Here is a 10,884-nt window from a genome sequence, read left to right on the forward strand (position 1 = left end):
CGGCTCCTCTGAAAGTTGGGTTCAGGGTTGCCAGCTCAGTGTTGCCCTGTCTGCTGATCCAGGGGCGCCGCGAAGGGCGAGGTGCGGAGTTTCGAACAAAATGTTGCGACGGGCAAGCCCAACCCGACCAGACACCGGGATAACCCTGTGGGAGCAAGCCCCCACAGGGTCCAGCGATCACCAGGGAATGGTTTCACCCTTGTAGTTCACGAAGTGATGGCCGCCCTTGCCGGCAAACGCGTCAACTTGATCCACCAGGCCACGGGTGCTGGTCTCCACGTCGATGTCGGCACCTTCGCCGCCCATGTCGGTTTTCACCCAGCCCGGATGCAGCGACAGCACCGTGAGTTTCTGCTCGCCCAACTGAGTGACGAAGCTGTTGGTCATCGAATTCAGCGCCGCTTTGCTGGCCTTGTACAGCGCCAGTTCCGGCGCGTCGGGCATGGTCACGCTGCCGAGCACCGAACTCATGAACGCCAGCACGCCGCTGCCGTCGCGGATCTGCCCGACGAAACGCTGGGCCAGATTGATCGGCGCCACGGCGTTAGTGAAGAACAGTTGGCCGACTTCCGCCAGCGTCGCGCCGCCAGGGGTTTGCACGTCAGGACCCTTGACCCCGGCGTTGACGAACAACAGGTCGAAGGTCTCGCCTTTGAGCTGCTGGCTCAGGGCGATCACCGCTTGCTGGTCATCCATGTCGAGCTTTTCGACTTGCACGTTGCCCAGTGCTTTCAGCGCATCGGCGTTCGCAGGGTTGCGCACCGTGGCGGTGACTTGCCAGCCGTCGGCCAGCAGGGTTTTTACCAGACCCAGGCCCAGGCCCCGGGAGGCGCCGATGATCAATGCGTGCTTGGCAGGATTAAGTGCGGACATGATTGGCTTTCCTTGAAAGTTGAAAGATCACGGGTTCAATGGACAGCGTTGACCGAGCCGTTGCTGCAATTCGTGGCGCAGCTCGCCGAGCTCGGCCATGCGGGTTTCGATCAGTTTGAGTTTGTCTTGCAGCAGTTGCGTGACGGCCGTGTCGGGGTTTGGCGATTGCCACAACGCGCCCACGCTGCTGCCGATCTCGCCGAGGGTAAACCCCAGACGCTGTGCAGTCTTGATGTAGAGCACCAGTTGCGCCATCTCCGGCGGATAGTCGCGATAACCGTTGGCGCTGCGTTGCGCCGCGATCAGTCCGCGTTCCTCGTAGAAACGCAGCGTGTCACGGCTGACATCACAGGCCTGGGCCAACTCACCGATGCGCATCAAGGACATCTCGAAAGTGTTTGACCCTGGAGCATACTCCAGGCTTTACCGTGGTTGCTCCCTGAATTTTCGGAGCAAGGACGATGTGGACTTCAACTCAGTATCGCAACCTGGTGCGTGGCAGTGCCTGGTATGACTTGATCGTCACGGCGGCGTTTGCCACGCCGTGGAGTTTTGCCGCGCTGCACGGGGTTTTGACGGCGCTGAGTCAGACGCTGAACCTGCCCGGCGAATTGCCGCCGTTCGAACCTGTGCATATGTTGATGGCGAATCTGTTGGGTTCGGTGGTTTGTGTTTGGGCGGTGCTGCGGATTCGTGATCCGCAGCCGGTTTATGGGCGCTATGACGCGGTGGCGCGGTTTCTGTTCGCCGCGTGGCAGGCGTATGCCCTGACCCACGGCGCCAGTTCGTTGCTGGTGGGGTTTCTGGTTTTCGAACTGGCGTGGGGCATTGCTCAGGTGTTGCCTGTCAGGGCCTTATCAGTGTCCGGCCTGCCACGGTTGTCCCAGTGACACCGGCGCATACAACCGCGTACGCAGCGCATCCCGCGACAACAACACCAGCACCAGAATCGTCGCGACGTACGGCAACATCGCCAGCAGACTCGAAGGAATCGCCAGCCCCAACCCCTGCGCCACCAGGTGCAGGATGCTGGCGAGGCCGAACAGATAAGCGCCGAGCAACAACCGCCACACCCGCCAACTGGCGAACACTACCAGCGCGAGGGCAATCCAGCCGCGTCCGGCGGTCATGTTCTCGGCCCACATCGGCGTGTACGCCAACGAAAGATAAGCCCCGGCCAGTCCGGCCATCGCGCCGCCGAACAATACGGCCAGCGTACGCACGGTCAGCACCGGCAAGCCCATGGCACTGGCCGCATGAGGGTTCTCGCCGACGGCTTGAATGATCAGCCCGACACGACTTTTGACGATCACCCACGCCACCAGCGCAAACAGCGCAAACGACAGGTACACCAGCAGATCCTGGGCAAACAGCATGCGGCCGATCAGCGGTATTTCGCTCAAGTATGGAATTGCCATCGGCTCGAAACCCGCCAGCGGTTTGCCGACCCACGCTGCGCCGACAAAGGTCGACAGGCCCACGCCAAAAATCGTCAGCGCCAGCCCGGTAGCCACTTGATTGGCGTTGAACACCAGCGCCACCAGTGCAAACAGCGACGACAACAGCATCCCGGCGAGCATCGCCAACAAAACGCCCAACCACAGGTTGCCGCTGTTGAACGCGACGATGAAACCGATCACCGCGCCAAACAGCATCATCCCTTCCTGGCCGAGGTTGAGTACGCCGCTCTTCTCGCAGATCAATTCACCCAGCGCCACCAAGAGCAGTGGCGTACCGCAGCGCACCATGGCGTAGAAAATATTGCTCAGCAGATCGATATCCATCACAGCGCTCCGGCGGTTACGGCGGTGGTAGAAGTGCGCCGCACCCAGCGCAGGTTCAGGCGTGGCCGATAAAGGATCAGCACGTCACAGGCCAGCAGGAAAAACAGCATCATTCCCTGGAACAACTGGGTGATCGCCTGCGGCAGATTCAGCGTCATCTGCGCGCTCTCGCCGCCGATGTACAGCAGCGCCATCAACAGGCTGGAAAACAGAATCCCGATCGGATTGAGTCGCCCGAGAAACGCCACAGTGATCGCTGCATAGCCGTAACCCGGCGAGACCTGCGGCACCAGTTGGCCGATCGGTCCGGTGACTTCGCAGACGCCGGCGAGCCCCGCCAATCCACCGCTGATCAGCAGTGCGAGCCAGATCAGCCGCTTTTCGCGAAACCCGACGAATCCTGCTGCACGTTTGTCCAGGCCCAGCACTTTGATCTGGAAACCGACAAAGCTTTTCTGCAACAACACCCACACCGCGACCAGCGCGAGCAAGGCGAAATACACGCCGATGTGCGCCCGACCGTCCTCCATCAACAGCGGCAGGCGGCTGGCATCGCTGAACATCGCCGACTCGGGAAAGTTGAATCCGGCCGGATCCTTCAGCGGCCCGTGCACGCAGAAGAGCAACAGGTTCAGCGCGATGTAATTGAGCATGATGCTGGTGAGGATTTCGTTGGCGTTGAAGCGTGTGCGCAACCAGGCGGTGAGCCCGGCCCACGCGGCGCCGGCGAGGGTGCCGGTGAGCAGGATCAGCACCAGTGCCCAGCGGCTTTGCATATCGATGATGTTCACCGCCAGCGCACTGCCGGCCAACGCACCGAGCAGCAACTGGCCTTCGGCGCCGATGTTCCAGATCCGCGCCTGATAGGCCACTGCAAGGCCAAGCGCACACAGCAGGATCGGCAGAGTTTTGACCAGCAGCTCGGAGACGCCGTACAGGTCGCTGACCGGGGCGATCAGCAACGTATGCAAAGTCTTCAGTGGATCGTGGCCAAGGGCGACGAACAGCAACGATCCGCAGACCAGCGTCAGCGCCGCCGCCAGTACCGGCGAGCACCACAGCATCAGGCGCGACTGCCGGCCACGGGGTTCGAGAGAAAGCAACATGGGGAAACTCCGTTAAACCGTGGCCGGTTGTGATTGAGGGGTGTCGAACTGGCCGGCCATCCAGCCGCCGACATCGCTGAGGCGGGTTTGCGCCGTGTCCTGCAACGCCGACAGGCGCCCGCCGCACAGCGCGCCGAGGCGGTCGCTGATCTGGAACAGTTCGTCGAGGTCTTCGGAGATCACCAGAATCGCCGCCCCGGCATCGCGCAGGGCAATCAGCGCCCGGTGGATGGTGGCCGCCGCGCCGACATCCACGCCCCAGGTCGGGTGTGCGGCGATCAGCAGTTTCGGTTGCTGGAGAATTTCCCGGCCGAGGATGAATTTCTGCAGGTTGCCGCCGGAAAGGCTGCGAGCGGCGGTCTGGGTGTCCGGGGTTTTCACACCGAAGCGCTGGATGATCGTTTGGGCAAGGGCTTCGACCTTGCCGCGCTCGATCAAGCCGTGGCTGACCAGGCCTTGTTGAAAGGCGGTGAGCAGGGCGTTGTCCGCCAGACTCATGTCCGGCACCGCGCCATGCCCGAGGCGTTCGGCGGGGACGAACGCCAGGCCGAGTTTGCGTCGCGCATCCGGGCGCTGATCGGCGACGGCGTGTTCTCGGAAACAGATGGTTGCGGCTGCATCGCGGGGCAGTGTCTGTTCGCCGCTGAGCAAGGCCAGTAACTCGTCCTGACCGTTGCCCGCCACGCCGGCGATGCCGACGATTTCACCGCTGCGCACCTGCAGATCGATGTCGCTCAGGGAGCAGCCGAACGGGTCGGGGTTGTGCCAGTTCAATCCGCTGACCTGCAAAAACGCCGCGCCATCGGTGACCTTCGTGAACTCGCCGATCAAGGTCGCGGCGTCGCCCACCATCAATTGCGCCAGTTGCCGGTCGGTGCAGTCGGCCGGTACGCAATGCCCGGCCACCCGACCACCGCGCAACACCGTGGCGCTGTGGCACAAGGCGCGCACCTCGCCGAGTTTGTGGCTGATGAACAGAATGCTGCAGCCTTCGGCCGCGAGCCGGCGCAGGGTGATGAACAACTCGTCGGCTTCCTGCGGCGTGAGCACCGAGGTCGGCTCATCGAGAATCAGCAGGCGAATGTCTTGCATCAGGCAACGAACGATCTCGACCCGTTGCCGCTCGCCGATCGACAGGCTGTGGACAAGTCGCTGGGGTTCCAGCGCCATGCCATATCGGCGCGACACTTCACGGATTTTCGCCTCATGCTGTTTCGGCGAACCGGCTGCTGCGCCCATCGCCAGTGCGATGTTCTGCGCCACGCTCAGGGTCTCGAACAGCGAGAAATGCTGGAACACCATGCCGATGCCCAATTGCCGCGCCTGGGCCGGGTTGCGCATGCTCACCGGTTGACCCTGCCACAGCATCTCGCCCGAATCGGCCTGGGTGACGCCGTAGATGATCTTCATCAAGGTGCTTTTGCCTGCACCGTTTTCACCGAGCAGCGCGTGGATTTCACCGGGAGCGATGCTCAGGTCGATGGCGTCATTGGCGAGACAACCTGGATAACGTTTGCTGATGTGGCGCAGTTGCAGGCGCGGTGTGGACGTGGGGTTTGGCATGACAGGCTCGAGTTGCTTGGAGTTGTGCCTGTGGATAAAGCAATTTCCTGGCCATTGAGTCAGGAACCTGTACGGCCGCTGTTTGCCGGCCTGTGGTGTAGAGCCTGTGAAATGAATTCGACGTCTTGCGCGGCACCACTTGAGGGCAAAGCCTTTGATCAGGCTCCAGTTTTGCCCGCATTCGACTGATCAAAAAACGAGCAACCCCGTCGAAGCCATGCAGAACCTGCGACTGCGCCAGCCATGAACGGCTTATCCACAGGTTGCTCCACAGTATTTGTGCGCAAGACAGAATCCTGGGCATAAGCACTGACGGGCTTTCTTCTAAAGGCGATAAACAACGCTAAGCGATTGTTTTTAAGTGAAATTGTTCAGCCCGTCTGGCGATTGAACGAAAAGTGAACAAATCCCGCAAAGCCACGTGACAGAAGGGTTACAGCATCCTGTGCTCAGGTTATCCACAGCCGGGTGCACAGCGGATGTGGGCAAGTCTCGGGCATAAGCAAACCGGCTGGTGCCCCAAAACATGGCGGGGCTTCAACGCTGCAGCAGAATTCGCCCACGGCTCAGATCGGCCAACTGATTCTGCAACAGCTCGATGTGCGCTTCGCCCACGGCCAGTTGCAACTCGACACCATTGGCGGTGAAGTTTTCTTCGACCACCAATCCGCCCAGATCCGCGACCCTCAGTTTCACCAGCGCCAGCTCACTGAAGGCGCAGGCGCAACGCACGGGCACGCGACTGATCAACTCGATCTTCGGCGCTGCTTGCAGGCATTTGTTGGCGCCGCCGCCATAGGCCCGGGCCAGGCCGCCAGTGCCCAGTTGAATGCCGCCGTACCAGCGGATCACCAGCACCGCGACTTGATCGCAGTCCTGCGCTTCGATGGCCGCGAGAATCGGCCGACCGGCAGTGCCGCCGGGTTCGCCGTCGTCGTTGCTGCGGTATTGATCGCCGAGCTTCCACGCCCAGCAATTGTGCGAAGCGTTCAAGTCGCTGTGCTGCTCGATGAAGGCTTGCGCCTCGGCAGGGCTGGCAATCGGCGCGGCGAAAGTGATGAAACGGCTTTTGCGAATCTCTTCGCGGAATTCGCAAAAGCCGCTGAGGGTGAATGGCATAAAACGACTTATATAGAAGAAGTGAGGCCGCAGCCTTTGAGGATGATGCGGATCAGGTTGTTGCCGGCGTCTTCCATGTCCTGTTTGGTCAACTTGCTGCGACCGGTCACGCGGCAGATCTGGGTGGCGAAGTCGGCGTAGTGCTGGGTGCTGCCCCACAACAGGAAGATCAGGTGCACCGGGTCGACCGGGTCCATCTTGCCCGCGTCGATCCAGGCCTGGAACACGCCGGCCCGGCCCTGGAACCAGGCGCGGTAATCCTGGTTGAAATATTCGGTCAGGCATTCGCCGCCGCTGATCACTTCCATCGCGAAGATTCGCGACGCTTGCGGCTGGCGACGGGAGAACTCCATTTTTGCTCGGATGTAGCGGGTCAGCGCTTCGGCCGGATCGTCCTCGGCCGTCAGGGTGTTGAAGGTGCTGTCCCACAGTTCGAGGATGTTGCTCAGCACCGCCACGTACAACCCGAGCTTGTTGGTGAAGTAGTAATGCAGATTCGCCTTGGGGAGCCCGGCCTTGGTGGCGATGGTGTTCATGCTCGTGCCTTTGTACCCGTGACGGGCGAACTCGTCTTCGGCGGCTTTGATGATGGTCTCTTCGTTCTTCTGACGAATGCGGCTGGCAGGTTTGCCGCCGTGAGCGGGGACTTCAAAGGTCATAGGCACTTCCGGGTTTGTCTGTGGGGTGCAACCAGTTGCGTTGATAGCGCAACCACCGGCGCGGGACAAGCCCCGGGCGAATAAAACCCCGGTCGTCAGCGGGTGGCGGCCAGGCTTTCGAGAAAGCTTTCCAGTACCAGATGCGGGCGGCGGCCCTTGCGGGTGACCGAGGCCAGGCTCAAATCATAGAAGCGGGTGCTGGCCTTGAGCGCGCGTAAGCGACCTTGCTGTACCCAGAGGCTGGCGTAATGATCCGGCAGATAACCGATGTAGCGCCCGGTCAGAATCAGGAACGCCATGCCTTCGCGGTCGGAAGCGCTGGCGGTGCAGTTGAGCGCCTGATAGTGCGCCTGGATATCCGCCGGCAAACGGAAGGTCGGGGCGATGGCGTCCTGACTGTTGAGGCGTTCGTCATCCAGCTGTTTATCGTCGACGTAAAACAGCGGATGGCCGACCGCGCAATAAAGCAGCGAGCGTTCGCTGTACAGCGGCTGATATTCCAGTCCAGACAACGCGCTGGCCTGCGGCACCACGCCGACGTGCAGGCGTCCGTCGAGCACGCCTTGTTCGACTTCGTTGGGAGCGATCATGCGGATCTGGATCTGCACGTCCGGCCCGCGTTCCTTCAATTGCGCGAGCGCGTGGGTGATGCGCATGTGGGGCAGGGTGACGAGGTTGTCGGTCAGGCCGATGATCAATTCGCCGCGCAAGTGCTGGTGCAGGCCGTTGACCTCGGTGCGGAAACTTTCCAATGCACTCAGCAGTTGCAACGCCGACTGATACACCTCACGGCCTTCTTCGGTCAGGGAGAAACCGGCGCGCCCGCGTTGGCACAGACGCAGACCGAGGCGTTGTTCCAGATCGCTCATCTGCTGGCTGATCGCCGAGCGACCGATGCCGAGCACGGTTTCCGCCGCCGAAAAGCCGCCGCACTCCACCACGCTGCGAAAAATCCGCAGCAGGCGAATGTCAAAGTCACTGACCTGGGCCAGTGGATCGGAGCGGCGGCTGCTCATGATGTTGTTCTCATTGTTTAGCAGAGTTCTAACTGAAGGTTAGAAGAGTTGAATTTCACCGACTTTATCCGCGTGGCAATTTAGCTGCAACAACGCTTTCTATCTCTCTGAAGCTTATTGCCCTGCGAGGTTTTGCCCGATGAACATGCCTGAAAACGCGTCGTCGCCACTGGCCAGCCAACTGAAGCTGGACGCGCACTGGATGCCGTACACCGCCAATCGCAACTTCCAGCGCGACCCGCGCCTGATCGTCGGCGCCGAAGGCAGCTGGCTGATCGACGACAAGGGCCGCAAGGTGTACGACTCGCTGTCCGGTCTGTGGACCTGCGGCGCCGGGCATACCCGCAAGGAAATCCAGGAAGCGGTGGCCAAGCAGTTGGGCACTCTCGATTACTCGCCGGGCTTCCAGTACGGCCACCCGCTGTCGTTCCAACTGGCGGAGAAAATCACCGACCTGACACCGGGCAACCTGAATCACGTGTTCTTCACCGACTCGGGTTCCGAGTGCGCCGATACCGCGGTGAAAATGGTCCGCGCCTACTGGCGCCTGAAAGGTCAGTCGACCAAGACCAAAATGATCGGCCGCGCCCGTGGCTATCACGGTGTGAACATCGCCGGCACCAGCCTCGGCGGCGTCAACGGCAACCGCAAACTGTTCGGTCAGGCGATGATGGATGTCGACCATCTGCCGCACACCCTGCTGGCGAGCAATGCGTTCTCCCGTGGCATGCCGGAGCAGGGCGGTATCGCACTGGCCGATGAGCTGCTGAAGCTGATCGAGCTGCACGATGCGTCGAACATCGCTGCGGTGTTCGTTGAGCCTCTGGCCGGTTCCGCTGGCGTACTGGTTCCGCCACAGGGTTATCTGAAGCGTCTGCGCGAAATCTGCGATCAGCACAACATCCTGCTGGTGTTCGACGAAGTGATCACCGGCTTCGGCCGTACCGGCACCATGTTCGGCGCCACCACCTTCGGCGTGACCCCGGACCTGATGTGCATCGCCAAGCAAGTCACCAACGGCGCGATTCCGATGGGCGCGGTGATTGCCAGCTCCGAGATCTACCAGACCTTCATGAACCAGCCGACCCCGGAATACGCCGTGGAATTCCCGCACGGCTACACCTACTCGGCGCACCCGGTGGCGTGCGCCGCTGGCTTGGCGGCACTCGATTTGCTGCAAAAGGAAAACCTGGTGCAGAGCGTGGCCGAAGTCGCACCGCATTTCGAAAATGCACTGCATGGCCTGAAAGGCGCGAAGAACGTCATCGACATTCGTAACTACGGTCTGGCCGGTGCGATCCAGATCGCGGGCCGTGACGGCGACGCCATCGTGCGTCCGTTCGAAGCCGGTATGGCGTTGTGGAAAGCCGGGTTCTACGTGCGCTTCGGCGGCGACACCCTGCAGTTCGGCCCAACCTTCAACAGCAAGCCGCAAGACCTTGATCGTCTGTTCGACGCGGTCGGCGAAGTGCTGAACAAGCTCGACTGATTTTTCCTTCTATATAGCTACGCCAATAGCAGGCGCCTCTTGGGGGCGTCTGCGCACAAGAATTCAGGAGTTCCCCGATGAGCGTTATCCCGCATTTGATCAATGGCGAGCTGGTGACCGAGAACGGTCGCGCGGTTGATGTGTTCAACCCGTCCACCGGTCAGGCTATCCACAAACTGCCGCTGGCCAGCCAGGAAACCATCCAGAAAGCCATCGATGCCGCCAAGGCTGCGTTCCCGGCCTGGCGCAATACGCCACCGGCCAAACGTGCCCAGGTGATGTTCCGCTTCAAGCAACTGCTGGAACAGAACGAAGCGCGTATCTCGCAATTGATCAGCGAAGAACACGGCAAAACTCTGGAAGACGCGGCCGGTGAACTGAAGCGCGGCATCGAGAACGTCGAGTTCGCCTGCGCAGCGCCGGAAATCCTCAAGGGCGAGTACAGCCGCAACGTCGGCCCGAACATCGATGCCTGGTCGGACTTCCAGCCGCTGGGCGTGGTGGCCGGTATCACCCCGTTCAACTTCCCGGCCATGGTGCCACTGTGGATGTATCCGCTGGCGATCGTCTGCGGCAACTGCTTCATTCTCAAGCCGTCCGAGCGTGATCCGAGCTCGACCCTGCTGATCGCGCAATTGCTGCTGGAAGCCGGTCTGCCGAAAGGCGTGCTGAGCGTGGTGCACGGTGACAAGACTGCGGTGGACGCGCTGATCGAAGCGCCGGAAGTCAAAGCGCTGAGCTTTGTGGGTTCGACGCCGATTGCCGAATACATCTATGCCGAAGGCACCAAGCGCGGCAAACGCGTACAGGCACTGGGCGGCGCGAAGAACCACGCGGTGCTGATGCCGGATGCGGATCTGGACAACGCGGTCAGCGCACTGATGGGCGCGGCTTACGGTTCCTGCGGTGAACGCTGCATGGCGATCTCGGTAGCCGTGTGTGTGGGCGATCAGGTCGCGGACGCACTGGTGGCCAAACTGGTTCCACAGATCAAGGCGCTGAAAATCGGTGCCGGTACTTCGTGTGGTCTGGACATGGGGCCGCTGGTCACTGGTCAGGCGCGGGACAAAGTCAGCGGTTATGTCGAAGACGGCGTGGCGGCGGGTGCGACCCTGGTGGTCGACGGTCGTGGTCTGAGCGTTGCCGGTCATGAAGAAGGCTTCTTCCTCGGTGGCTGCCTGTTCGACAACGTCACCCCCGAGATGCGCATCTATAAAGAGGAGATCTTCGGGCCGGTGCTGTGCATCGTCCGGGTGAACAGCCTGGAAGAAGCGA

11 protein-coding genes (1 of these 11 cut by a window edge) are annotated in these 10,884 nt (G+C 61.4%); 3 read left to right on the forward strand and 8 right to left on the reverse strand.

All coding sequences use genetic code 11. The annotated features are described in order from the left end of the window. Positions 1-177: 177 nt before the first annotated feature. The gene (locus tag QR290_RS04710) at positions 178-873 is read right to left on the reverse strand and encodes an SDR family oxidoreductase (protein ID WP_289204431.1); all 696 of its coding nucleotides are present in this window, start codon (positions 871-873) and stop codon (positions 178-180) included. A 27-nt stretch (positions 874-900) separates the two neighbouring features. Then, positions 901-1,251: a MerR family DNA-binding transcriptional regulator gene (locus QR290_RS04715; RefSeq protein WP_007958509.1), complete on the reverse strand. Its 351-nt coding sequence runs from the start codon at positions 1,249-1,251 to the stop codon at positions 901-903. Positions 1,252-1,334: 83 nt separating this feature from the next. Between QR290_RS04715 and QR290_RS04720 the strand changes: the two genes are divergently transcribed. Continuing rightward, on the forward strand, positions 1,335-1,763 hold the full coding sequence (locus QR290_RS04720; protein ID WP_289204432.1) for a hypothetical protein: 429 nt from the start codon (positions 1,335-1,337) through the stop codon (positions 1,761-1,763). Here the strand turns inward: QR290_RS04720 and QR290_RS04725 are convergent. The 6 genes from QR290_RS04725 to QR290_RS04750 all read right to left on the reverse strand — a co-directional run bounded on the left by QR290_RS04725 (position 1,731) and on the right by QR290_RS04750 (position 8,120). After that, complete coding sequence (locus tag QR290_RS04725) at positions 1,731-2,657, reverse strand: ABC transporter permease (protein WP_289204433.1); 927 nt, start codon at positions 2,655-2,657, stop codon at positions 1,731-1,733. The genes QR290_RS04720 and QR290_RS04725 overlap by 33 nt on opposite strands. Continuing rightward, positions 2,657-3,763 (reverse strand): ABC transporter permease, encoded by a 1,107-nt coding sequence (locus QR290_RS04730; protein ID WP_007958512.1) that lies wholly within the window; start codon positions 3,761-3,763, stop codon positions 2,657-2,659. Before QR290_RS04730 ends, QR290_RS04725 begins: the two co-directional genes overlap by 1 nt. A 12-nt stretch (positions 3,764-3,775) precedes the next feature. Beyond that, positions 3,776-5,326: an ABC transporter ATP-binding protein gene (locus QR290_RS04735; RefSeq protein ID WP_289204434.1), complete on the reverse strand. Its 1,551-nt coding sequence runs from the start codon at positions 5,324-5,326 to the stop codon at positions 3,776-3,778. 537 nt (positions 5,327-5,863) lie between these two features. Beyond that, on the reverse strand, positions 5,864-6,445 hold the full coding sequence (locus QR290_RS04740; protein WP_289204435.1) for an IMPACT family protein: 582 nt from the start codon (positions 6,443-6,445) through the stop codon (positions 5,864-5,866). Positions 6,446-6,453: 8 nt separating this feature from the next. Further along, positions 6,454-7,104 (reverse strand): TetR/AcrR family transcriptional regulator, encoded by a 651-nt coding sequence (locus QR290_RS04745; RefSeq protein ID WP_289204436.1) that lies wholly within the window; start codon positions 7,102-7,104, stop codon positions 6,454-6,456. A 95-nt stretch (positions 7,105-7,199) separates the two neighbouring features. Beyond that, the gene (locus QR290_RS04750) at positions 7,200-8,120 is read right to left on the reverse strand and encodes a LysR family transcriptional regulator (protein WP_115076443.1); all 921 of its coding nucleotides are present in this window, start codon (positions 8,118-8,120) and stop codon (positions 7,200-7,202) included. A gap of 139 nt (positions 8,121-8,259) precedes the next feature. Between QR290_RS04750 and QR290_RS04755 the strand changes: the two genes are divergently transcribed. Both QR290_RS04755 and QR290_RS04760 read left to right on the forward strand, forming a co-directional pair. Continuing rightward, positions 8,260-9,609, forward strand: coding sequence for an aspartate aminotransferase family protein (locus tag QR290_RS04755; protein ID WP_007958518.1), 1,350 nt, complete (start codon positions 8,260-8,262; stop codon positions 9,607-9,609). 77 nt (positions 9,610-9,686) lie between these two features. After that, a protein-coding gene (locus QR290_RS04760; RefSeq protein WP_085711290.1) for a CoA-acylating methylmalonate-semialdehyde dehydrogenase crosses the window boundary here: on the forward strand, positions 9,687-10,884 show its 5' portion. 296 nt of this gene lie beyond the right edge of the window; the window shows 1,198 of its 1,494 coding nt (coding positions 1-1,198); the start codon lies at positions 9,687-9,689; the stop codon falls past the right edge of the window.

It is taken from the genome of Pseudomonas fluorescens (assembly GCF_030344995.1).
GTDB classification, from domain to species: Bacteria; Pseudomonadota; Gammaproteobacteria; order Pseudomonadales; family Pseudomonadaceae; genus Aquipseudomonas; species Aquipseudomonas fluorescens_BF.

What these genes read in the sequence shown, in the direction of transcription:
- QR290_RS04740 (WP_289204435.1), bottom strand. Translation starts at nt 6,445, where the DNA reads ATGCCATTCACCCTCAGCGGCTTTTGCGAATTCCGCGAAGAGATTCGC.
- QR290_RS04755 (WP_007958518.1), top strand. Translation starts at nt 8,260, where the DNA reads ATGAACATGCCTGAAAACGCGTCGTCGCCACTGGCCAGCCAACTGAAG.
- QR290_RS04745 (WP_289204436.1), bottom strand. Translation starts at nt 7,104, where the DNA reads ATGACCTTTGAAGTCCCCGCTCACGGCGGCAAACCTGCCAGCCGCATT.
- QR290_RS04710 (WP_289204431.1), bottom strand. Translation starts at nt 873, where the DNA reads ATGTCCGCACTTAATCCTGCCAAGCACGCATTGATCATCGGCGCCTCC.
- QR290_RS04735 (WP_289204434.1), bottom strand. Translation starts at nt 5,326, where the DNA reads ATGCCAAACCCCACGTCCACACCGCGCCTGCAACTGCGCCACATCAGC.
- QR290_RS04720 (WP_289204432.1), top strand. Translation starts at nt 1,335, where the DNA reads ATGTGGACTTCAACTCAGTATCGCAACCTGGTGCGTGGCAGTGCCTGG.
- QR290_RS04725 (WP_289204433.1), bottom strand. Translation starts at nt 2,657, where the DNA reads ATGGATATCGATCTGCTGAGCAATATTTTCTACGCCATGGTGCGCTGC.
- QR290_RS04730 (WP_007958512.1), bottom strand. Translation starts at nt 3,763, where the DNA reads ATGTTGCTTTCTCTCGAACCCCGTGGCCGGCAGTCGCGCCTGATGCTG.
- QR290_RS04750 (WP_115076443.1), bottom strand. Translation starts at nt 8,120, where the DNA reads ATGAGCAGCCGCCGCTCCGATCCACTGGCCCAGGTCAGTGACTTTGAC.
- QR290_RS04715 (WP_007958509.1), bottom strand. Translation starts at nt 1,251, where the DNA reads ATGCGCATCGGTGAGTTGGCCCAGGCCTGTGATGTCAGCCGTGACACG.